General features: G+C 58.9%; 31 protein-coding genes. 14 read left to right on the top strand and 17 right to left on the bottom strand.

Annotated features, from left to right (window positions below):
• Positions 1–188: 188 nt before the first annotated feature.
• Positions 189–1076 (top strand): AEC family transporter, encoded by an 888-nt coding sequence (locus ACR0ER_RS14625; protein ID WP_480769569.1) that lies wholly within the window; start codon positions 189–191, stop codon positions 1074–1076.
• A gap of 80 nt (positions 1077–1156) precedes the next feature.
• On the top strand, positions 1157–2752 hold the full coding sequence (locus ACR0ER_RS14620; RefSeq protein WP_480769568.1) for an MFS transporter: 1596 nt from the start codon (positions 1157–1159) through the stop codon (positions 2750–2752).
• A 22-nt stretch (positions 2753–2774) separates the two neighbouring features.
• Here ACR0ER_RS14620 and ACR0ER_RS14615 read toward each other — a convergent pair whose 3' ends face one another.
• From ACR0ER_RS14615 to rplS, 3 genes are all read right to left on the bottom strand, one after another.
• The gene (locus ACR0ER_RS14615; RefSeq protein WP_480769567.1) at positions 2775–2996 is read right to left on the bottom strand and encodes a hypothetical protein; all 222 of its coding nucleotides are present in this window, start codon (positions 2994–2996) and stop codon (positions 2775–2777) included.
• 189 nt (positions 2997–3185) lie between these two features.
• Positions 3186–3407: a 50S ribosomal protein L31 gene (gene rpmE, locus ACR0ER_RS14610; RefSeq protein ID WP_170328370.1), complete on the bottom strand. Its 222-nt coding sequence runs from the start codon at positions 3405–3407 to the stop codon at positions 3186–3188.
• Between the two features lie 11 nt (positions 3408–3418).
• Positions 3419–3802: a 50S ribosomal protein L19 gene (gene rplS / locus ACR0ER_RS14605; protein ID WP_039541573.1), complete on the bottom strand. Its 384-nt coding sequence runs from the start codon at positions 3800–3802 to the stop codon at positions 3419–3421.
• Positions 3803–4181: 379 nt separating this feature from the next.
• Here rplS and ACR0ER_RS14600 point away from each other — a divergent pair, with 379 nt between their 5' ends.
• On the top strand, positions 4182–4982 hold the full coding sequence (locus ACR0ER_RS14600) for a glycoside hydrolase family 25 protein (protein WP_480769566.1): 801 nt from the start codon (positions 4182–4184) through the stop codon (positions 4980–4982).
• On the opposite strand, the gene trmD is transcribed toward ACR0ER_RS14600, so the two are convergent.
• From trmD to ACR0ER_RS14550, 10 genes are all read right to left on the bottom strand, one after another.
• Positions 4979–5776, bottom strand: a complete 798-nt coding sequence (gene trmD, locus ACR0ER_RS14595; protein ID WP_480769565.1) for a tRNA (guanosine(37)-N1)-methyltransferase TrmD — start codon at positions 5774–5776, stop codon at positions 4979–4981. The genes ACR0ER_RS14600 and trmD overlap by 4 nt on opposite strands.
• Complete coding sequence (locus ACR0ER_RS14590; protein WP_480769564.1) at positions 5773–6588, bottom strand: hypothetical protein; 816 nt, start codon at positions 6586–6588, stop codon at positions 5773–5775. The genes trmD and ACR0ER_RS14590 overlap by 4 nt, the downstream gene beginning before the upstream one ends.
• The gene (rimM, locus tag ACR0ER_RS14585) at positions 6588–7091 is read right to left on the bottom strand and encodes a ribosome maturation factor RimM (protein ID WP_480769563.1); all 504 of its coding nucleotides are present in this window, start codon (positions 7089–7091) and stop codon (positions 6588–6590) included. Before rimM ends, ACR0ER_RS14590 begins: the two co-directional genes overlap by 1 nt.
• Positions 7084–7230: a hypothetical protein gene (locus tag ACR0ER_RS14580; RefSeq protein ID WP_170333813.1), complete on the bottom strand. Its 147-nt coding sequence runs from the start codon at positions 7228–7230 to the stop codon at positions 7084–7086. The genes rimM and ACR0ER_RS14580 overlap by 8 nt, the downstream gene beginning before the upstream one ends.
• Before the next feature lie 4 nt (positions 7231–7234).
• A complete protein-coding gene (gene bluB, locus ACR0ER_RS14575; RefSeq protein ID WP_480769562.1) occupies positions 7235–7870 on the bottom strand; it encodes a 5,6-dimethylbenzimidazole synthase in 636 nt (211 codons plus the stop codon).
• Between the two features lie 12 nt (positions 7871–7882).
• Positions 7883–8272 (bottom strand): 30S ribosomal protein S16, encoded by a 390-nt coding sequence (gene rpsP / locus ACR0ER_RS14570; protein WP_170333809.1) that lies wholly within the window; start codon positions 8270–8272, stop codon positions 7883–7885.
• Between the two features lie 70 nt (positions 8273–8342).
• Positions 8343–8639 (bottom strand): chorismate mutase, encoded by a 297-nt coding sequence (locus ACR0ER_RS14565; RefSeq protein ID WP_170333807.1) that lies wholly within the window; start codon positions 8637–8639, stop codon positions 8343–8345.
• Positions 8636–9190 carry a GNAT family N-acetyltransferase gene (locus ACR0ER_RS14560; RefSeq protein WP_480769561.1) on the bottom strand — a complete coding sequence of 185 codons (555 nt, stop codon included), beginning with the start codon at positions 9188–9190 and terminating at the stop codon, positions 8636–8638. The genes ACR0ER_RS14565 and ACR0ER_RS14560 overlap by 4 nt, the downstream gene beginning before the upstream one ends.
• Positions 9191–10696, bottom strand: a complete 1506-nt coding sequence (ffh, locus tag ACR0ER_RS14555) for a signal recognition particle protein (protein WP_170333804.1) — start codon at positions 10694–10696, stop codon at positions 9191–9193. It lies immediately after the preceding gene.
• Between the two features lie 162 nt (positions 10697–10858).
• A complete protein-coding gene (locus ACR0ER_RS14550; RefSeq protein ID WP_170333802.1) occupies positions 10859–11377 on the bottom strand; it encodes a hypothetical protein in 519 nt (172 codons plus the stop codon).
• Between the two features lie 88 nt (positions 11378–11465).
• On the opposite strand from ACR0ER_RS14550, the gene ACR0ER_RS14545 reads away from it, so the two are divergent.
• Entirely contained in the window at positions 11466–11996 is a 531-nt protein-coding gene (locus tag ACR0ER_RS14545) for a prolyl-tRNA synthetase associated domain-containing protein (protein WP_480769560.1), read from the top strand.
• 76 nt (positions 11997–12072) lie between these two features.
• Here the strand turns inward: ACR0ER_RS14545 and ACR0ER_RS14540 are convergent, their stop codons facing one another.
• A complete protein-coding gene (locus ACR0ER_RS14540; protein WP_480769559.1) occupies positions 12073–12654 on the bottom strand; it encodes an FMN-dependent NADH-azoreductase in 582 nt (193 codons plus the stop codon).
• Between the two features lie 119 nt (positions 12655–12773).
• Between ACR0ER_RS14540 and ACR0ER_RS14535 the strand changes: the two genes are divergently transcribed.
• The 3 genes from ACR0ER_RS14535 to ACR0ER_RS14525 all read left to right on the top strand — a co-directional run bounded on the left by ACR0ER_RS14535 (position 12774) and on the right by ACR0ER_RS14525 (position 15092).
• Positions 12774–13652: a LysR family transcriptional regulator gene (locus ACR0ER_RS14535; RefSeq protein ID WP_480769558.1), complete on the top strand. Its 879-nt coding sequence runs from the start codon at positions 12774–12776 to the stop codon at positions 13650–13652.
• Positions 13649–14560, top strand: a complete 912-nt coding sequence (locus ACR0ER_RS14530; protein ID WP_480769557.1) for a DMT family transporter — start codon at positions 13649–13651, stop codon at positions 14558–14560. The genes ACR0ER_RS14535 and ACR0ER_RS14530 overlap by 4 nt, the downstream gene beginning before the upstream one ends.
• 118 nt (positions 14561–14678) lie before the next feature.
• A complete protein-coding gene (locus ACR0ER_RS14525) occupies positions 14679–15092 on the top strand; it encodes a universal stress protein (RefSeq protein WP_480769556.1) in 414 nt (137 codons plus the stop codon).
• Positions 15093–15101: 9 nt separating this feature from the next.
• Here ACR0ER_RS14525 and ACR0ER_RS14520 read toward each other — a convergent pair whose 3' ends face one another.
• Positions 15102–15434: an ArsR/SmtB family transcription factor gene (locus ACR0ER_RS14520; RefSeq protein WP_480769555.1), complete on the bottom strand. Its 333-nt coding sequence runs from the start codon at positions 15432–15434 to the stop codon at positions 15102–15104.
• 231 nt (positions 15435–15665) lie between these two features.
• On the opposite strand from ACR0ER_RS14520, the gene ACR0ER_RS14515 reads away from it, so the two are divergent.
• The 5 genes from ACR0ER_RS14515 to ACR0ER_RS14495 all read left to right on the top strand — a co-directional run bounded on the left by ACR0ER_RS14515 (position 15666) and on the right by ACR0ER_RS14495 (position 18236).
• A complete protein-coding gene (locus ACR0ER_RS14515; RefSeq protein ID WP_170333789.1) occupies positions 15666–15998 on the top strand; it encodes an AtpZ/AtpI family protein in 333 nt (110 codons plus the stop codon).
• A gap of 2 nt (positions 15999–16000) precedes the next feature.
• On the top strand, positions 16001–16759 hold the full coding sequence (locus ACR0ER_RS14510) for a F0F1 ATP synthase subunit A (protein WP_480769554.1): 759 nt from the start codon (positions 16001–16003) through the stop codon (positions 16757–16759).
• A 48-nt stretch (positions 16760–16807) separates the two neighbouring features.
• A complete protein-coding gene (locus ACR0ER_RS14505; RefSeq protein ID WP_005981269.1) occupies positions 16808–17032 on the top strand; it encodes a F0F1 ATP synthase subunit C in 225 nt (74 codons plus the stop codon).
• A gap of 86 nt (positions 17033–17118) precedes the next feature.
• Positions 17119–17670, top strand: a complete 552-nt coding sequence (locus tag ACR0ER_RS14500; RefSeq protein WP_480769553.1) for a F0F1 ATP synthase subunit B' — start codon at positions 17119–17121, stop codon at positions 17668–17670.
• A 5-nt stretch (positions 17671–17675) separates the two neighbouring features.
• Entirely contained in the window at positions 17676–18236 is a 561-nt protein-coding gene (locus ACR0ER_RS14495) for a F0F1 ATP synthase subunit B (RefSeq protein WP_170333783.1), read from the top strand.
• A 116-nt stretch (positions 18237–18352) separates the two neighbouring features.
• Here the strand turns inward: ACR0ER_RS14495 and ACR0ER_RS14490 are convergent, their stop codons facing one another.
• On the bottom strand, positions 18353–18841 hold the full coding sequence (locus tag ACR0ER_RS14490; protein WP_480769552.1) for a metal-dependent hydrolase: 489 nt from the start codon (positions 18839–18841) through the stop codon (positions 18353–18355).
• Complete coding sequence (locus ACR0ER_RS14485; RefSeq protein WP_480769551.1) at positions 18841–19611, bottom strand: FCD domain-containing protein; 771 nt, start codon at positions 19609–19611, stop codon at positions 18841–18843. The genes ACR0ER_RS14490 and ACR0ER_RS14485 overlap by 1 nt, the downstream gene beginning before the upstream one ends.
• A gap of 147 nt (positions 19612–19758) precedes the next feature.
• Between ACR0ER_RS14485 and ACR0ER_RS14480 the strand changes: the two genes are divergently transcribed.
• Both ACR0ER_RS14480 and ACR0ER_RS14475 read left to right on the top strand, forming a co-directional pair.
• A complete protein-coding gene (locus ACR0ER_RS14480; RefSeq protein WP_480769550.1) occupies positions 19759–20958 on the top strand; it encodes an aminotransferase-like domain-containing protein in 1200 nt (399 codons plus the stop codon).
• A gap of 44 nt (positions 20959–21002) precedes the next feature.
• Positions 21003–21410 (top strand): hypothetical protein, encoded by a 408-nt coding sequence (locus ACR0ER_RS14475; RefSeq protein ID WP_480769549.1) that lies wholly within the window; start codon positions 21003–21005, stop codon positions 21408–21410.
• Positions 21411–21447: the final 37 nt, after the last annotated feature.

Below are 21447 nucleotides of genomic sequence, written 5' to 3'. Positions count from 1 at the left end.
GCCGTGCTTGCCCACACGTTGTTGCGAGCCACTATATGTTGTGGAAAGCGGGAAGGGAAGAACCTCAATCGGTGTTATCAGGCTCTAATTTGGAAAACCAAGGCAGGAACGCGGGTTAGGCTGCCGACTTGCCAAACATAGCGGCCTGTTTCACTGTTCGGGACAGGGAAAACCGATAGGGGCAGCCGTTGGACCATCTGTTTCTGAACGTTCTAAACGTGGTCCTGCCCGTGTTGATTTGCGCCGGAATCGGTTACTGTTTAGCCCTCATCAAAGCGCCGTTCGACAACAAGGTGATAGGCGGGATCGTCTCGCGCGTGGGGTATCCGACGCTGATCATCTCACATCTGTCTACAACCCATATCGCCGTCGATACGTTTCTGGATGTGATGGCGGCCGCCGCGCTGGCCATTGCCGGGTTTGGGGTTTTGGGGTTCGTTGCGCTGAAGGCGATGCGCCTACCGGTTCGGGCGTTTCTTACGCCGCTGATGCATGGCAATGTCGGAAACATTGGCCTGCCGATCACTCTGTTGGCGCTAGGCGACGCAGGAATGGCCTATACGATGGGCTTCGTAGTCGTCGTCCTGATCAGTATCTTCACCGTCGGAATGTGGATTCCGGCTGGAGAGTTCTCGCCCAAGAAACTTGCCACATCGCCGATCATTTATGCGGCGGTGATCTCTTTGATCCTTATGGCCACCGGGTACAGCCTGCCGCAGCCCGTGGCTAAATCCTTTGACATTCTCGGTGGGCTCTCGATCCCGCTCATGCTGCTGACGTTAGGCCATACTCTGGCGACGTTGCAGATCAAAAGCCTTGGTCGGGCGTTGGTTTTAACCCTCCTGCATCTGGCGATGGCCGTTGTGATCGCCAGCGTTTTGGTTTGGACGTTCGGATTTACCGGGGCTGAACGCGGCGCAGTCATCCTGTGCTGTCTGATGCCGTCCTCGGTGGCGACTTACCTGTTCATTGATCAACACGTACCGAAATACGGCCCGGATGTCGCCGGGTTCATTTTGGTCTCGACTCTCAGCACGATTGTGGTGCTGCCGGTCGCGCTGTCTTACTGGATCTGACGCAGACACTATGCGCAGAGGCAAAAATCGCTAAACTGCTGAATAATTGCGTTAAACACTCATAGTTTGAGGGCAATTTGATGCGTGAAAAGGCCTTGGAAGACGTGACCCCGCAAGCCCGCGCCCGTGTGGTGCTGGCGATGACGGCGATCTGCATGATGGTCGTGGGGTTCAACACCACCGCTGTCGCCACCATCCTGCCCAACCTCAAGGCCGAGTTCGATCTGACCCCGTCCGGGCTGCAGTGGGTAATGGCGACCTATACGGTAGCCAGCGCCTCGCTTGTCACTATCGTTAGTCGAATGGGGGATATCACCGGCAAGATGGGTGTGTTCTTCCTTGGCATGATCGTTTTTGCCATCGGATCGGCCTCGGTCCTGTTTGCGCAGGATGGGGCCATGTTGTTGTTTGGACGCGGTGCTCAGGGGGCGGGCGCCGCCGCGCTGTTCGGAACTTCTCTGTCGCTGCTGACCGCCGCCACGCCCGAAGAACAACGCGCCAGCGTTACCGGGGCATGGGGCGCGATTGTTGGTCTGGCTATTGGTATCGGGCCAATCGTCGGCGGAGCCTTTGGGCACTATGTCAGTTGGAGGGCGGTTTTTGCGGCTGATTTGGTGTTACTTGCTGTGGCCTTTGCCATAGGGCTGCATGTCAGCAAGCGGAAATACGTGCCTGACACGCGGCTTGCCGGGGCAGAGTTTGATTATGCGGGGGCTATTGCCATCCTCTTGTTCCTTGGGCCACTGTCCTTTGCGCTCAGTAATGGTGAAAGCGGAGGCTGGGCCACGCCGCTCACGCTGGTTCCACTTGCGATTGCTGCGTTGGCGACGGTTGTTCTGGTCATCGTTTCACGTCGTGCCGAAGACCCGCTGATCGAACTGAGATACTTTCGCCACCCGCGTTATTTCATGGCTGCCGCGGGCATGTTCTTTACAGGCTTCACGCTTTTTTGCTTTTTTGTCTATTTCAACACATTCGTTCAGTCGCCGGATGCCTTTGGGTATTCCTCAATCGGTGCAGGATTAGCGATCATGCCGCTCAGCCTCAGCATGTTTGTTATCTCTGTCACCGCGCCCCGGTTTTTGGCGCCCTACAGCTTTCAATGGCCAGTTGCGATTGGTCTTGGAGCGATGGCCTGCGGGTTCCTGTTGCTGATGACAACCACGAACACCACGCAGTATGCCGAGATATGGTGGAAGCTGCTGATTGTCGGCATCGGCATGGGCATCTGTTTCTCGCTGCTGCCGCGCCTTGGCTTACGCCTGTTGCCGGAAGAGCATGTGGGGCAGGGCTCGGGCGTGATCAACGCCTGCCTTTATTTCGGCGCCACTCTGGGTGCTGTGGTTGGAGGTCTTGCAGAGTCCATAACTAAACGCCGTGGCCTGTCAGAGGTCATCAACGCGCTGCCTGCCGGATCGACCCAGCGCGAGGATTTGGCTCACGCGCTGACCCACGGCACGCCCAGCCAGATTCAGCAGTTAATCGCGGGGCTGGACCCGACGTCCGGAACCGCCCTAGCCAAAGCGCTTCGGGATTTACAGGATAACGCCTTTGACAGCGCCATGCTGGTCGCTGCGATAGCAGCGCTGGTTGGGATGGCCTTGGCGCTGATGTTGCTGCGAGGACCAGTGCCACCGCTGCATAGCGCTGCGGACCTGACGCGCGAGCCTCGATAAACGCGCTGTGGTTTAGTCGGGCTTAGCCCCCCAAGTACACCCCTTCTTTAGGGCGATAAAAAACCTTCTGATCGTGCAGCTTGCCCAGAAGATCGTGAATGCGCCGCAATGTGTCTTCGCGGTCCGTGTTGCCGTCCTCATCCATCGCAGCCTGCGACAACGAGGCGACCGAGCCGCGCAACGCCGTTTCGATCAGGTCCATATCCTCTACCGAAAGCTCGATCATGTCATTGTACTGTGGCATTTTCAGGGTCTCCGTCGTGGCTGGGTATATGTTACCGGCTAAAACAGAATCCGCCAGCCCTTGACGAGATCGGTGTCAGCGGTTCGCAAACTACCTCGGCTTTCGTGGTAATGACGTGTAGCCTTTGATCCCGGTAAAAGAAAAAAGCCGCCCCGAAGGACGGCCTTTCGCATTTCAAGCGGGTCAAGCTTAGAAGCCCAGACCTTCGTATTTCTTTTTGAACTTCGACACGCGGCCGCCGGCGTCCATCAGGCGCGACGAACCACCGGTCCACGCGGGGTGCGAGGAGGGGTCGATTTCCAGAGCCAGCTGGTCGCCTTCGGAGCCCCAGGTGGATTTCATTTTCACGATCGAGCCGTCGGTCATTTTGACGTCGATGAAGTGGTAATCGGGATGGATGTCTTTTTTCATCTTTCCGCTCCTTACGCCTCGGCGCCAGCCTTGGGTTTGTAGTTGGTGACCTCTGCGATACGTGCGGATTTACCGCGACGGGTGCGCAGATAGTACAGTTTGGCGCGACGGACGCGGCCGCGGCGGACAACGGTGATGCTGTCGATGTTGGTCGAGTGCAGCGGGAACACACGCTCCACGCCTTCGCCAAACGAAATTTTGCGGACGGTGAACGAACCGGCGATGCCGCTGCCACCTTTGCGCGCGATGCAGACGCCTTCGTAGTTCTGCACACGGGTGCGCGAGCCTTCGGTCACTTTAAAGCCGACACGGATGGTGTCACCGGCTTTGAAATCGGGGATGTCTTTCCCCAGGGCGGCAATCTGTTCCGCCTCAAGCTGTGCGATCAGGTCCATCGCAGTTTCTCCTATCTGCTCGTGGTTGGTCCACGAAGTTTGGGCACGGCCTGAGAGCTCTTGGTCTTCACCGGGTTCTGCGTACAGCCCGCCAGAGGTCAGATCGAATGTTCCTTTGGTCCGGTCCGCCCTGACACGCCGTGGCTGAAGAAAGCCGAGCTTTGCGCCATTTTGCAAACCAAAACACCGGAGTCGCGCAGTTGCGGCACCGGATGGCGCTGCTTTAAGGAGTTTTCGGACAGGGATCAAGACAAAAACGCCATATTTCAACGCGGGACGGTGGGTTTTCGCCATCCGCAAAATACGCCGTTGCCTTATGTGGCTGATCAGGCATTCTGGTTCCAATTATACGAGCAGAAATTTGAAACAGGAACCGATCATGCGCACTGCGTTGATGCTCGCCGCCATGGCCTTTGCGACCCTGTCCTGCGGTCGCAGTACCCCTCCGCCCCAACAGGTCGAGACCAAAGCGTTTCTGAGTACGACGTCCCCTTCGGTCATCTATCCGGCCTTTGGAGATGCCGACCCGCATGACTGGGACGGGCGGCATCCCGGTCATTACCCGGTGCACGGGCTGGACGTGTCACGCTGGCAGGGGCCGATCGATTGGCGCCGGGCTAAGGCGTCGGGTGTCAGTTTCGTGTTCATCAAAGCCACCGAGGGCGGTGATGTATTCGATCCCATGTTTGATGACCACCGACGTGGCGCGCAGGCGGCAGGGGTGCCGTGGGGTGCGTATCACTATTATTACTTCTGCCGCCCGGCGCATGAACAGGCGCGATGGTTCATTCAGAACGTGCCAAAAGGGGCCGACTTGCCGCATGTGCTGGATATGGAGTGGACGCCTCATTCCAAAACCTGTCGATTGCGCCCGGATGGTGCCAATGTTCGTGCCGAAGCCAAACGATTCCTTGATATTCTAGAGCGTCACTATGGACGGCGGCCCATTGTCTATACGACCGTGGATTTTCATGACGACACCGATATTGCCCGCTTGCGCGGAACCGAGTTCTGGTTGCGCTCGGTCGCGGGTCATCCGCACAAAGTCTATCCGAAATCCCCTTGGCGCTTCTGGCAATACACCGGCACTGGGCTGGTGCCGGGCGTACAGGGAAAGGTGGATATCAACACGTTCAACGGCCACCCTGAGACCTGGGCGCGTTGGAAGGCGGGGGGTTAGTCCCGTGCCTTGCGGTAGCTCTCCCAGAGATCGGGTCGCCGTTCGCGGGTGATCTGTTCCGACATCTCGTGTCGCCAGTTGGCAATGCGACCGTGGTGCCCGGACATAAGGATGTCGGGGATCGGGCGGCCCTTCCATTCGGCGGGGCGGGTGTATTGTGGATGCTCCAGCAGGCCAGAAGAAAAGCTCTCTTCCTCGGCCGAGGCCTGATTGCCCAGCACGCCGGGGATCAGCCGCACGGTCGCATCGATCAGCGCTTGCGCAGCGATTTCTCCGCCGGTCATAACGAAATCACCCAAGGAGACCTCCTGCACGCCATAATGTACCAGCACCCGTTCGTCGACGCCCTCGAAACGGCCGCACAGCAAGGTCATGCCGTCGCAACGTGCCAGGTTCTGCATCATGCGCTGGTCCATCCGGCGGCCACGGGGGCTGAGATAGATCAGCGGCCAATTGCCCTGCACACCGGCCATGGTGTGTTCAATCGCCTCGCCCAGCACGTCGGCGCGCAGTACCATGCCTGCGCCGCCGCCAGCAGGCGTGTCATCTACGTTGCGGTGCTTGCCGACGCCGAACTGGCGAAGATCGACGGTTTCCAGCTGCCACAACCCTTCTTGTAGTGCCTTGCCGGTTAAGCTTTCCCCCAATACGCCCGGAAAGGCGGACGGGAACAGGGTGATGATCTTGGCTTTCCACACGCCATGCAGGTCCGGCGTGGGGGTCAGCAGCTCGCGCGGTTTCAATGTTGGGCGGATCGCTTTGCGACCATGAGATTTATTGGGCTTGTCTGTCATGTCGTGCCAGTCAGCGCGCCTTTCGCGCGGTCGATAACTGCCTTCTTTTGTTCGATTAGAGCACCTTCATCCAGCCGCGAACGGTTCAGTTCCAGCAACTCAGCCAAGACATCCTCGGGCAGGCGGTTGTTGACCTTTGACGGCGGCACCAGAAGCTTGGCCTTGTCGCGCGGCAAATCCAGATACTCGGCAAACGGGGTGCCGGGTCCATAGCGGCGTAGCTGCAATTCCTCAAGCCACTCTGTCGTGACCGTGACCGAATGCAGCCTGTTCTTAATTTGCTCCACCGTATCCTGCAAAGGCGCGACCTTTTCCAGGTGGTCTTGGAAGGTCTCGAAATCATAGACCTGACGCATGCGTTCCAAATCATGCGCCCAAAGGCTGCGCAGCCAGCCGCCACGTTGCCGAAGGGACAGGTAGACCGTGATCTCGACCTCTTGCCCGGAAAAACGATGGCGGACCGCATCCACCAGACAGGCGGCAAGTTCCGGGGTCGCTGCATAGCCTTGTTCGATGTTTCGACTGGGGCGTAGACCTGCAAAGTTTTCTTCGCTGACGATCAGGCCGCGTTTGTCGCCGAATTCGAGCGTGGCCAGAAAGTCGGTCACTTGCGTACTGAATTCGGACAGGGTTCCTAAGGTCCCATAGACGGAATGGTTGGTGGCCGCGCGTGACAGGCCTGACTTGCGGGTGCGATAGGGCAGAACCAGCGCGAAATGTGGCCAGATCAGTTCTCTGTTTTCAAACAAAAACGATTGCGCCGCGGTAGTGCCCGTCTTGTGCAGACCCAGATGCAGCAAGACGCGGCGCATCAGATCAGCCCTTCAGGTGGGTCGGCGACAATACGGCCTTTGTCCAGATCCACCGTCGGTACTGCTTCCAGAGTGAAGGGCAGCAAAACGGTGGCTTTCAAGCCCGGTCCGTGCAGTTCAAGCAGGTCGGCTGCGCCATGGTTCTGTACCGATTTGATTCGTCCCAGCAGGGTTCCGCCGGTGTCATAGACTTCAAGCCCGATCAGGTCGGTATGATAAAACTCGTCATCGGGCAGTGATGGCAACTGATCGCGACGCGCGAACAGGCGCAGGCCCTTCAATGCATCGGCGTCCTCTTTGGTTTCAACGCCGCCCAGTCGCGCCGCAAAACCGTTCTTTATGGATCGTGTCAGGACCAGCGGATACCGTTCTTTGCCCGCCTCATCGGTCAGAGGGGAGTAGGTTTCGATATCCTCAGGAATGGCGCAATAGCTTTTCAGCCGCACCTCACCGCGTACGCCATACGATCCCGCAATGCTGCCGACGCAGATAAGATCACTCATTTGGCCCATCCGTCACACATAGCCCGTCTTGCCAGTCGCCATGCGCGGCACAGGCCTCTCGTTGGTTCGAGCGCTCAAAGAACACCCCCACAATAAAGGCGATCATCAACAGGATGGGAAGTCGTATAAGCGCGAACATTTGTCTATCGCACCTCAACCGGCAGAGTGTCGTCGCGGCATTCCCAGCCGACGCGTTCCAGTTCGGGTGTATCGGACAGTTCCTCGGGCCAGCCAACGCAAAAATAGCCGATCAGGCGCCAGTTCTCGGACACGTCCAGATCGCGGGCCATCTGGTCCGGATCAAGAATGGATACCCAGCCCAAACCCAGCCCCTGCGCGCGCAAAGCCAGCCAGAACAACGTGATGGCCGAAACCACTGAATAACGCCGCATCTCGGGCATCGTGCCTGCACCCAGACCTTGGCCCTTGTCGGTGGCATCGTCGCAGAACACAGCCAGTTGCACCGGTGCCTCTTGCATCCCCGACAGTTTAAGACCGCTGTAAAGCTGCGCCTTCTCACCGGAATATCCAGCCAGGGCTTTGGCATTTGCGGTTTGGAAATTCTTCAGCGCCGCCGCCCGTGCGGCCTCGCTTTCGACGCGGATCACGCGCCAAGGTTCGCTAAGCCCCACCGAGGGAGCCAGCCGAAACGCGTCGAGGCAGCGCTTCAGCACTGCCTCGTCTATCGCGTCGGTGCGGAACCGGCGCACGTCGCGCCGGAGCCGCATCAACAGGTCGAACTGCGTGCGAAAATCGTCGGTGAAAGTCTGATCCTGCACGCGCCCGCCTGCTTATTCTTCTGCAGCCGCTTCTTCAGCCGGTGCAGCAGCAGCTTCGGCAGCTTCAGCGGCCTTTGCAGCTTTTTCTTCCGCGCGCTCTTGAGCTTTCTTGCCCGGAGTACCCTTGTTGGGGTTGTTACGCTCGGCTTTGTCCTTCGCGCCAGCAGCTTCCAGCATACGTGCGATACGGTCGGTGGGCTGTGCACCCTGATCCAGCCAGTACTGAACGCGCTCCATGTTCATTTTCACGCGCTCTTCGCTGTCTTTCGGCAGCAGCGGGTTGTAGGTGCCCAGTTTCTCGATGAAACGGCCGTCGCGGGGCATACGGCTGTCAGCAGCCACAATGCGGTAGAAGGGACGTTTTTTCGAGCCGCCGCGGGCGAGACGAATTTTCATTGCCATGGTGGTATCTCCTTTGAATGGCGTGTCCGGCGTAAAACCGGTTAGTTCTGGTGTTTGTTGAACCGGAGTTTCACTCTTGATGTTTCCGGTGGTGTCGGATGACTTCCTGAATGATGAAATTCAGAAAAGCCTTGGCGAAGTCGGGGTCCAGATCGGCCTGTTTCGCCAGGTCTTCTAGCCGAGCGATCTGCGCAGCCTCGCGCGAGGGATCGGACGGGGGAAGTTCGTGTTCAGCCTTGAGCTTGCCAACGGCCTGAGTGTGCTTGAACCGCTCGCCCAGCGTGTAGACAAGGATCGCGTCCAGCCGGTCGATGCTTTCGCGGTGCTCTTTCAATAGCGCGGCAGCCCGCGTCACGGGGTTGGTCATGCGTAGGCCTCCATGCCGCCATTCACCAGATCCGCTGGAGCAGGATGCCGCCAAGTCTCGGTGGTGCCGAATTTCGGGTGTTCGTAGTGGTAATCAAATGAAGCGCCCATCCGTTTGGCCACGGCCTTGCTGGCGTGGTTTTCCGGGTCGATCAGCGAAATGGCCGTTTCCCAGCCCAGCACGTCGTAGGCATGGGCGCGCGCGGCCAAAGCGGCCTCGGTCGCGTATCCCTTGCCGGTGGCATGTGTCATCAGAGTCCAACCCACTTCAGGCTCCGGCCAACCTTCGGGGAACCACAGGCCGATCCGACCGACATAGGCGCCGGTGTCTTTTTCATCGACACTCCAATATCCATAGCCACGCAGAGCCCAATGACCAAAATGCAGGGCAATCACCCGCCACACTTCATCCCGACGCAGAGGCCCGCCGACATATTTCGCAGCATCGCTTGCGAAGAAGGCGCTGTCCGCGTCCAGATCGGCCTCGGATGGCGCACGCAGGATCAGGCGCTCGGTCTCAAGCCGGGGGATATGTTGGGCGATGGCGTTCATTTATTTCTTCTTGCCAAACCCACTGAGCCCCGGAGGCAGGGCCATGCCACCGCCCATGCCAGGCATACCGGGCATCTTGCCACCCATCGCCTTCGCCGCCTGTTCCAGCGCTTTTGGGTCCATGCCTGCAGCCATTTCTTCGGGCGAGGGGCCGCCTTTGCCAAACATGCCTTTCATGGCCTGCTTCAGCATCTTGCCTTTGCCCATCTTGCCCATCTTTTTCATCATGTCCGACATCTGCCGGTGCATCTTGAGCAGCTTGTTGAGGTCGCTGACCTCCATCCCTGAACCGGCTGCAATCCGTTTCTTGCGGCTGGCCTGCAGCAATTGCGGGTTGGCGCGTTCGCGTTTGGTCATGGATTGGATCATGGCGATCTGCTGGCGCAGGATCTTGTCATCCAGACCGGCCTGATCCATTTGCTTGGCCATTTTGTTCATGCCCGGCATCATGCCCATCATGCCCTGCATGCCGCCCATCTGGATCATCTGCTCCAGCTGCATTTTCAGGTCATTCATGTTGAACTGACCTTTGACCATGCGCTTCATCATGCGCTCGGTCTGTTCCATCTCCATCGTTTCCTGGGCCTTTTCGACCAGAGCAACGATGTCGCCCATACCCAGAATACGACCGGCGATCCGGTCCGGCTCGAAGGTCTCAAGCGCGTCCATCTTTTCGCCCAGACCGACAAAACGGATCGGCTTGCCGGTGACCGCGCGCATCGACAGCGCCGCACCACCGCGCCCGTCACCGTCCATCCGGGTTAGAACCACGCCCGAAATGCCAACTTTGGCGTCAAACTCCTCGGCGACCTCAACTGCGACCTGACCGGTCAGGCCGTCGACCACCAGCAGGGTTTCACGCGGATCGACCGCGTTGCGAACCTGCTCGACTTCGTCCATCAGGACTTCGTCGATATGCAGACGGCCCGCTGTGTCGAGCATGTAGACGTCGTAGCCACCCAGCGTTGCCTGCTGCTTGGCGCGTTTGGCGATATCGACCGGTTTCTGGCCGGGAACGATCGGCAGGGTGTCAACGCCGACCTGCGTGCCCAGAACGGCCAGCTGATCCATCGCCGCCGGGCGATAGACGTCCAGCGAGGCCATCAGGACCTTTTTGCCCTCTTTCTCTTTCAGGCGTTTGGCGAGTTTACCGGTGGTGGTGGTCTTACCCGAACCCTGCAGGCCGACCATAAGGATCGGGGCGGGCGGGTTGTCGATCTTCAGCTTGCCGGGGTCTTCCTCGCCGCGCAGGGTATCGACCAGCGCGTCATGCACGATCTTGACGACCTGCTGACCCGGAGTAATCGACTTGGTCACCGCCTGACCGGTTGCCTGTTCCTGTACTTTCTTGACGAATTCACGGGCAACCGGCAGCGAGACGTCGGCCTCAAGCAGCGCAACCCGGACCTCACGAAGGGCGGTTTTGACGTCTTCTTCGGACAGAGCACCTTGTTTGGTCAGCCGATCAAAGACGCCAGAAAGGCGTTCGGATAGATTTTCAAACATGCCTTCGGCCTCCTTAGCCGGTTATCTGATGGCACTTCCTAGGTAGGAAACACCGGTTAAATACACAATTGCCCCCACGGGCGAAACTCGCTGGTGGGGGGCGATCCCTGAACGACTCAAGGGACCGGAAGGATCGTCTCTTCCGGATGTTTGGATGGGGCTTTAGGCGGATTGACTGTCAGAGTCAACCTTGAGCGCCGGAAGCCAGTCATTGACAGCATCCACCAGCCGCTGCGCCCCGTGCCCGCTGACATAGGCTTCGACAATCGGGTGGCGCCCAGCGCTCATTCCCTTTTCCAGAATCAAAACGGGACGATGCATTTTGGACGTGGTCCTGTCGCGGCTTGAGGTGGTGGTTTCCACCTCGGCATGGGACAGGTTCGACAGCTCATGTTCTACAGTGTCATATCCAAAGATGGATTGGCGACGGATCAAGATGCTATTGCTGTTGCGGTCCAATATGACCTGAACCCGGCGCACAAAGACGCAGAATGCGCCAAAGCCCATCCCCCCGCCGAAGACCGCAAAGAAGATGCCGAACAATATGCCCTCACCACCCTCGCTGGCCATGAACAAACCAGCCCCAACAAAACAGAGGATAAAGAGCACCAGCGTGATGCCGATGAACCATGGCGTGTTGGACAGGATCAATTGATCTGGGGTGTTTCGCGTTACTTTCATTGCGGCACGCTAACACTGAATTCTGGCACTGTCGTGGCTTGAATTCGTCCGCGTGTTGCGCAATGAGCGCGCCAAACAGGAGGTTCTCATGGACGCATCATCCGCTTTTCAGGACTCACTACCGCTTAGCTCGGACGCGCTGCTGGCGCAATTGGACGATTGGGGGCTGACCTATCGTCTACATACCCATGTGCCGCTGCGCACGGTCGAAGATTCGAAGTCGGTTGAGGATCAATTCATGGTTCCGGGCGAAAACGCCCTGCGCCTGAAGAACCTGTACCTACGCGACAAGAAAAAGCGGAACTATCTGGTGACGCTGGAACAAAGCCGCGAGATTGACCTCAAGGCGCTGGGCGCAGAGCTAGGTGTGGGCAACCTGTCCTTCGGTTCGGCAGACCGGTTGTTGCAAAACCTCGGTATACGGCCCGGAGCGGTCAGCCCGCTGGCGATGATCAACGGGGTGCAGAACGATGTGCGGTTCTTAATGGATGGTGCGACGCAGCAGGCCGATGTCATCTACATGCACCCGCTGGTCAATGACCGCACCGTAGCGATGACGCGCGCTGATCTGATGGCGTTCTTTGACCGGGTCGGGTGTGAGGTGGCCTGGCTGCCCTGATCCAAGACCATATAATAAGTGCGCCCAACAGTTGCAAAAGCAGGCTGGGCGCGCAGGCTTCTAAAGGTGCAGTTGATCAGGCTGCCAGTTCCAGAACGGCTTTCTGTGCCTTGGCCAGTGTGGTTTCGGCATCCAGAGCCATCTGGTCGGCGGCAACAACGTCCACATCGTGAATGCCGATAAAGCCAAGCACATGTTTGGCATAGTTGGTGGCGAAATCGACCTCGGACCCGACGGGGACACCACCCGACGCAATGGCCAGAACCGCGCGTTTGCCTTCCAACAATCCCTTTGGGCCGTTTTCGGTGTAGCTAAAGGTCAGGCCGGCGCGGGCCACCAGATCGATCCAGGCTTTGAACGCTGCAGGCACCGAGAAGTTGTAGATCGGCAGGCCAACGACGATGGTGTCGGCCTCTTGCAGTTCGTTCACCAGCGTATCCGACAGCGCCAGCTGATCGCGCTGGGTCTCGTCACGCTGATCGGCGGGGGTGAAGTTAGCAGTGATCCAGTCTTCGGTCAGCAGGGGCAGGGGGCTGGCCAGATCGCGGCGGATGATGCGCCCGGCGCCCAGATGCTTGACGATGCGGTCGGACAAATCACGGGTGGCAGAGCCTTCGCGGCGGGCCGAGGCGTCGATATGCAGGATAGTTTTGGTCATTTCACTGGGTCCTTGTAGATAGGGATTTCTCGTCTGGTCCCAATATGGATGTTGCGTACGTGAACAAAACTCGGATACATCAACAGTTGATGTTGGAATTTGCACAGTAAGGTGGCGCCGTGGACAATTGGGACGAAGTGAGAACCGCCTATCAGGTGGCCCGCATGGGTACCGTCAGTGGTGCGGCCGAGGTGCTGGGCGTACACCATGCGACCGTGATCCGGCACATCGATGCAATTGAGGCCCGGTTGGGGACCAAACTGTTCCAGCGGCATGCGCGCGGCTATACGCCCACCGAGGCCGGAGATGACCTGCTGCGCGTGGCACAGGCGACCGAGGATCAGTTCAACCAACTGGTCGGCCGGATGAAGGGGCGTGGCGATGACGTCTCGGGTGAGCTCGTCGTGACATCTCTGTCCTCACTGGCGCCGCTGGTGGTGCCCGTGCTCAGCGAGTTTCAGCGGCTGCATCCAGGCCTGATCGTGCGCTACCTGACCGGAGACCGCCTTTTCCGTTTGGAATACGGAGAAGCACACGTCGCTATTCGCGCGGGGTCGGCCCCGGATCAGCCGGACAACGTGGTGCAGCCCTTTATCACGCAAGAGGTCGGCTTGTTTGCCAGCAAGGATTACGTGGATCGAAATGGGAAGCCCGCGGGTGTTGAGGATTTCTCTAACCACCAATTTGTCAGCACGGACGACGAAAACAGTCGCGCGCCGTTTTCCCGGTGGCTGCGCGCGACAGTTCCGGCGGAAAACATCACCTTTCGCTGCACTAACAATTTCTGCATCCGCGAGGCGGTTCTGTCCGGTGCCGGGATCGGGTTCATGGCCCGATGGGAGGCAAGCCGGGACTCCAATCTGATCGAGGTGATCGACCCGCTGCCGGAATGGTTCGGGAATCTTTGGCTGGTGACTCATGTGGACCTGCATCGCACGACCAAGGTTCAAAGTTTTTTGACCTACCTGAAAGAACAATCCAAAGGCTGGCTGGCGTGAGCCCTCAGGCACAGGGTCACTTGGCCATGCTTGTGTTCTCGGCCCTGGTGGCGGGCAGCTTTTCGCTGGGCTCGTTGGTCGCCAATCAAATCGCGCCCGAGGCGATCACGGCGGCCCGCTTTCTAATCGCTGCGGTTGTGATCGGGCTTGCGGCGCTTTTGACCACCGGCCTGCCGCGCAGCGCGGCGCAGGCCCCATGGCGCTATCTGGTTCTGGGCGGGTTGTTTGCCACCTACTTCGTTCTGATGTTCCATGGCCTGAAGACCGCACCTCCGGTCAGTGCCGCCGCCGTGTTCACGCTAACCCCGGTGATGTCCGCGGTGGCGGGCTGGGTGTTGCTGCGGCAGGTCACGACGTCCCGGATGGCCTTTGCCCTGACCGTGGGAGCCGTGGGGGCGCTCTGGGTCATTTTCCGCGCGGACTGGCAGGCCTTCACCGCGTTCCAGATCGGCGGTGGTGAGATCATCTATTTGTGGGGCTGTGTTGCGCACGCGATCTATACGCCGATGGTGCGCAAGCTGAACCGGGGCGAACCGGCGGTGGTGTTCACCTTTGGCACTCTGGTCGCGGGCTGCGTTCTGCTGACGCTTTACGGCTGGTCCGACATTCGGGCGACCGATTGGGTCAACCTGCCACTGATCGTCTGGGTGGGGCTGCTTTATGTCTCGATCTTTGCCACTGCAGTCAGCTTTGTTCTGGTGCAGTTCGCCACGCTGCGGCTGCCCTCGGCCAAAGTGATGGCCTATACCTACCTGACGCCCAGCTGGGTGATCCTGTGGGAAATCGCGTTGGGGCAGACGCCGCCTCCGCTGTTGGTTGTCGTAGGGGCGATCCTGACCGTCGTCGCGCTTGTGCTGCTGTTGAAAACGGAAGATCAGCACCGTACTGCGACCCCCCTTCCTGAATGACGATGGCCATCCTTTCCAAAAGTGGCGTGTAAGAGGTCTTTCTGTCAGCCTATGCTTGAGGCAGGTCAATGCGTTAACATTTTCTCCCAATTACCCTAGGGGCAAGGAGGAAAGCACCATGTTCAACCACATTATGCTCCCCGTCGATCTGCATTTGCCGCCCGAGGTCCGAAAAGCGCAGGAGGTCGCCACGCAGATTGCCAAATGGCAGGGGGCCAGGATCACGGTTGTCAGCGTGACCGGCACGCAACCCGGGGATCCGGTGCAGACTGACGCGACAACCAATCAGATGTTGACCGCCTTCGCGGAACAAGTGGCAACGGACAGTGGTGCCCAAGTGGACAGCCGAAATATCCACTCGGTCGATGTTGCGGTCGAGGTCGATGGTGACCTGACACGCACCGCCGAGGAGATCGGCGCCGACCTGATCGTTGTGGGCACCCACGCACCGCGGATCACCGACTATATCTTTTCAAGCCATGCGGGGTACCTGGCCAAACACGCCAAGGTCTCGGTCCTCGTCGTGCGGTGAAACAGGCCTTTAGTCTTCAGCGGCGGGCAGTTCAACTTCCAAAAACCGCTCGAACGCATCCAGATTGATCGGTTCGAACTGCCCGAACCCCTGCATCCAAACCGACGCTGCACGTAGGGCATCGGGTTCGAGCTTGCACCATTTTACCCGGCCTCGCTTTTCCTGACTGATCAGCCCGGCCTTGGTCAGGATGACCAGATGTTTCGAGATCGCGGCAAGCGACATCTCAAACGGCTCGGCCACATCGGTAACGGCCATGTCATCCTCAAGCAGCATCGCCAGAATGGCGCGGCGGGTGGGGTCGGCAAGGGCCGCGAATACAGTGTCGAGATCATTGGACATGCTTCCGCTGAACCACAGCGCCCGGGTTTGGTCAACCATTTGGTTGAATATGCAGATTCAATGCATTTGAACTGTGGCGAAGGGGCGAGGCGCTGCATTTCCGCATCTCCGTTGGAGAAAAATATATAAATAACAATGCATTAACATGCGGCAATTCGAGCGCTCAACGCCGTTGACTCTGCGCCCGTCGCCCCTTAGCACCATGCCCAAGACTGTACGAGGGAAACGCCCGTGACCGATGACGACCAAAAGCAGCGTATGGCGCAGCTGGAGGCCAAGATCGAGGCGGCGAAAAAGGCCAAAGAGCCGAAGCCCCGCGCAGACGCTGACGTCTCGGGTGGCGAGCTTGCCTGGAGGATGGTCATCGAAATGGTATCCGGTCTTGGGATCGGATTTGGCATCGGATACGGGCTGGACAGCCTGCTCGGGACGATCCCGATCTTTCTGGTGCTGTTCACATTGCTGGGCCTTGTCGCGGGCGTGAAGGTTATGCTCCGAAGCGCGAAAGAGGCTCAAGAGAAACAAACGGCAGCGACGGCTGCCGAGAAGGACGAGAGGGACTGAACGTGGCAACTGAGACCACCGCAGCAGAAGGCAGCAGCCTGGTATTCCACCCGATGGACCAGTTCATCGTCAAGCCGTTGTTCGGCGACGGTGCAGTGGGAATGTTCACGGTTACCAACGTGACCCTGTGGCTGTTCTTCGCGGTGCTGGCTGTGGCTGCTCTGCTGATTCTGCCCACGTCCAAGCGCGCGATCGTACCCAGCCGGATGCAGTCGGTCGCGGAACTGACCTACGGCTTTATCTACAAGATGCTGGAAGACATCTGCGGCAAGGACGGCGTCAAGTTCTTCCCCTATGTCATGACCCTGTTCATGTTCATCGTCAGCGCGAACTTCCTGGGCCTGATCCCGACGTCGTTCACCACCACGTCGCACTTTGCGGTCACCATCCCGTTGGCGCTGGCAGTGTTCCTGACTGTGACCATTCTGGGTTTCGTCAAGAACGGTGCCGCGTTCCTGGGTCTGTTCTGGGTGTCCAGCGCGCCTCTGGCGTTGCGCCCGATCCTGGCGATTATCGAGCTGATCTCGTACTTCGTACGTCCCGTCAGCCACTCCATTCGTCTTGCCGGTAACGTCATGGCTGGCCACGCGGTTATCAAGGTTTTCGCAGGCTTCGCTGCGGTCGCCGTGATCTCGCCCGTGTCCGTTCTGGCGATCACCGCAATGTACGGTCTTGAGGTCCTGGTGGCCTTTATCCAGGCCTACGTATTCACCATTCTGACCTGTGTTTATCTGAAAGATGCGCTGCATCCTTCGCACTAAGGTCCGATACCCCAACATCGAAACTTCCAATTCGTAAGGAGATACATCATGGAAGGCGATCTCGCACACATCGGCGCAGGCCTGGCAGCAATCGGTTCCGGCGCAGCCGCAATCGGGGTGGGCAACGTAGCAGGCAACTTCCTGGCCGGCGCCTTGCGCAACCCTTCGGCGGCTGCTTCGCAGACCGCAACCCTCTTCATCGGTATCGCATTCGCAGAAGCGCTGGGCATCTTCGCATTCCTGGTCTCGCTGCTGCTGATGTTCGCCGTCTAATCTGCGGAACCTGATCCTTACGCGCAGGTGGGTCCAAGCCATAGCGGCCCACCTGTTGTAAAGACAACGTTCCGACGGAGGACATCATGGCGACTGAACCCATTAGCGAAGAAGTAGTAGGCGCGTGCGTCGACTCGCATGGCTCTGCCATCGGGATGCCGCAGCTCTGCTTCGATTGGTTCCCCAACCAGATTTTCTGGCTGGTCATCACGCTGGTCGTCATCTTTCTGGTCCTGTCTCGCGTGGCTCTGCCCCGCATCGCGGCAATCCTGGCTGAACGTCAGGGGACCATTACAAATGACCTGGCTGCGGCCGAAGATCTAAAGGCCAAGGCGGTCGAGGCCGAAGAGGCCTACAACAAGGCGCTGGCCGATGCCCGTGCCGAAGCGCAGCGTATCGCTGCCGAAGCCCGTGCTGAAATCCAGGCTGGTCTGGATGACGCGATTGCCAAGGCGGACGCGGAAATCGCTGCAAAGGCGGCTGAATCGGAAAAGGCAATTGCCGAAATCCGTGCTGGTGCGCTGGAAAGCATTCAAGTGGTTGCCAAGGACACGGCGGCTGAACTGGTTACTGCACTGGGCGGCGAGGCGGATGCCAAAGCCATCGACGGTGCCGTTGACGCGCAGATGAAAGGATAAGTGACATGCGGAACACTCTTGCTCTTATCCTGACCGTCGGCGCAGCCAGCCCGGCATTTGCTGCAAGCGGCCCGTTCTTCTCGCTTGGCAATACTGACTTTGTCGTCCTTTTGGGCTTCATCGTTTTCATCGCGGTCCTGTTCTACTTCAAGGTCCCCGGTCTGATCGGTGGCGCGCTGGACAACCGTGCTGCTGGCATCAAGTCCGAACTGGACGAAGCTCGCGCTCTGCACGAAGAAGCGCGCAGCCTGCTGGCCTCATACGAGCGTAAGCAGCGTGAAGTGCAGACGCAGGCAGATGCCATCGTGGCTGCTGCGAAAGACGATGCCGCTCTGGCTGCTGAGCAGGCCAAAGCAGATCTGGAGAAATCCATCGCACGCCGTCTGGCCGCTGCGCAGGATCAGATCGCATCGGCGGAAGCGTCGGCAGTGAAGGAAGTCCGCGATCAGGCCATCACCGTAGCTGTTTCTGCAGCAAACGCGGTTCTGGCCAAGCAGATGACAGCGACGCAGGCGAACAAGCTGATCGACTCGGCGATTGCTGACGTGGACGCAAAACTCCACTAAGCCTGACGAAGTATAAACTTTGAGCGACCCGGCAGACTTCTGCCGGGTTTGCCATTTTTAGGGCTGGGGTTTTGCCTGAACAGCACGCAGGTTGTGCCGATAGTCCCAAGTGGGCCTTAGCCGGTGTGGGCTGACCTGTTTCTGCCAGAGAAAAACACGATTGCAGCCAGCACGGTGATCCCGATCTCAACCATGAAGGTCCAATGGTTGAGAAAGGAGAGTATCCAGTGCGAGTGCGTGGCCTCGACGGTCACGAGCGGGTGGGAAAAATCCGAAAACGGCCAAAGCCAGATGATTTTCCCCACAATGGAATCCAGCACCATATGGACCAGACCTCCGGCCCCAAAGAACGCCACGACGCGCCCCGTCTGTGGCCAGCGCAGCCCGGTGATCAATCCCAGCAATAGGATACCAGCCCACAATGCCGGTCGATGCGTGAGGTAAGCGTGGTGGTGATAGGCCCGGTCGTCGATCAGATAGAACCAAAGCATGTCCAGATCCGGCGCTATCGCGCCGAGCATTGCCGCAGCAAAGACCGTTTTCCCGACATTCAGCGTGGCGGCTCGAAAGACAAGGTAGGCCCCCGGTAAATGCCCGATGAACATCAGGTCTGACCTGTCTCGTGCTGCAGCCGTTGCTGCGCGATGGCTTTGTTGCGTTGGGCTTTCTGGTGGTCTTCCATGCACCGCTGAACAAAGCTGAGATGCTTGTGAATCGCATCCCGTGCACCCTCGGGGTCGCGGGCTTGCAGAGCGGTGTTGATGGCGCGGTGCTGGTCCAGAATGGCCCCGCGTGTGGTTTGCTGCTGGAACATGATCTGGCGGTTATAGAACACGCCCTGTTGCAACAGTTCATACATCGACCGCATCATGTGCAGCATCACCACGTTATGGCTGGCCTCGATGATGGCCATGTGGAACTGGGCGTCCAGCTGAGCCTCATCCTCGGAGGCGTTGCGCCCATGGGCAGCCTGCATCTTGTCGAAGATCGCCTGCACGACCTTTAGATCGCTGTCCGATCCCAGCCGCGCAGCGCGTTCAGCCGCCAGACCTTCCAGGTCTTTTCGGAACGAAAGGTAATCGAACACGGCCTCTTCATGGCTGCCGAACAAACGGACCAAGGCAGGGGAAAATGCCGATCCCAGAACCTCAGCCACATAGATGCCGGACCCTGCTTTGGCAGTCAGCAGCCCCTGATCCTGAAGGTTCGAAATTGCTTCGCGCAGCGAGGGCCGCGATACGCCCAGCCGCTCGGCCAGCTCACGTTCCGCTGGAAGCCGTTCGCCGGGCCGTAAGATGCCTCTCAGGATCAGCATCTCGATCTGTTTTACTACCGCGATAGACAGCTTTTCGGGCTGGATTTTCTGAAAGGGCATGGGGCGTTCCGGAAATTGGTCAAATCATATGACCACGTATTCGGGGTTGGTTCAAGAACACCGGATCACCTGTTTTGCAACAATAGGTCAGAACTATTGACATTAATGGCGTGACGCCTAATCTGCCCGGCATAAAGGAGGAGACCCATGTCGACGAAAGACCTTTTTGCCACGCGGGCGTCCCGGATGAAGGCGTCTGAGATTCGCGAATTGCTCAAACTGTTAGATCAGCCGGGGATCATTTCCTTTGCCGGCGGCATTCCCGACCCGGCGCTGTTCCCGGCGGATGGCTTTGCAATGGCGTTTCAGAATGCGTTGGGACAAGAGAGTCGGGCGCAGGCGCTACAATATTCCGTCAGCGAAGGCTATGTGCCGCTGCGCGAATGGCTGGTCGGTCACATGCGTCAGATCGGTATCGGATGTGGGCTGGACAACATCCTGATAACCTCCGGCTCGCAACAGGCGCTGGACTATCTGGGCAAGCTGTACCTGTCGCCAGGTGATACCGCGCTGGTTGGCTGGCCCACCTATCTGGGCGCATTGGCGGCGTTCAACGCGTACGAGCCGCGTTTTGATCGACTCGGCATCAACGGCAACCGCGGCGCTGCGGAATACAAGGCGGCGGCGGGTGAGGGGGCGGTGAAGTTTGCCTATCTCTCGCCGGACTTCGCCAACCCGACCGGAGAGACCGTTGACTTGCGGGGGCGCGAAAACCTGCTGGATTTGGCCGAAGACCTGAACTGCGCGATCATCGAGGACGGTGCCTATCAAGCCCTGCGCTATGACGGAGAGGCGATCCCCCCGGTTCTGGCACTGGAATTGGCGCGCAAGGGGTCGATTGAAAACTGCCGGACGATCTATTGCGGTAGTTTCTCGAAAACGCTGTCTCCGGGACTGCGTGTCGGGTGGGTCGTGGCGGCTAAACCGGTGATCTCGCAGCTGGTGCTGATGAAACAGGCGGCCGATCTGCATTCGGCAACAATCAATCAGATGGCCATCAACGATGTGGCACGGGCCAGTTTTGACACGCATATCCCGATGTTGCGCCGGGTCTATGGTGCGCGTCGCGACGCAATGCTGGAGGCGTTGCAACAGCACATGCCGGACGGGGTCGAGTGGACCAGGCCCGAGGGGGGCATGTTCATCTGGGTGACGCTACCCAAAGGCATGGTCGGGGCCGACCTGCTGGCGCGTGCACTTGAGACGGTAAAGGTGGCCTTTGTCCCCGGTCAGGCTTTTTTTCCGGACGGGTCCGGGGCCAACACGATCCGGCTGAGTTTCTCGAACTCGGATGAGGATACGATCCGCCAGGGTATCCGTCGGCTGGGGGACGTTCTGCGCGCCTGATCCGGGAAAGGTTCTGTTAACCATATTGCGGCAGGTATGGGTGCATGATCCGGTATCTGTCCCTCCTCGTGCTGGCCGCCTGTTCGGCCGGCACGCCATACTTTCGCGATGTGCCTGCCACCCGTATCTCGGTGAATGGCAGCGTTTTTGATGTGCGCGTGCGTGGGGAACTGGCCGAGGCGGTGCGGGTTAACATCCAATACGCCCCGCGTCTGGGGCCTATCCGCGACCGCGCCGGGCTGGCCATGGCGCAGGTTTCGGGCTGTCCGATTCTGGATGTGCTGGGCGATGCGGCGGTGACCGTTGGTGTGCTGGGTTGTGACCGCGAGGCGGGGGAGCGGTTGCTGCTGACCGCGGTATCGACCCCAAACTACGAATGCATCGACTACGGCATCTATGAGAACATCGACAACGGGAACGGCTATCAGGTTTTTGAGTGCACTCCCTACTGAGATACGCGTATTTCTGCGCATTTCGGCAAGATGTTGT

The sequence above is a fragment of the Ruegeria sp. CH8 genome, assembly GCF_056536985.1.
This window is presented reverse-complemented; position numbering and strand designations above follow the sequence as displayed.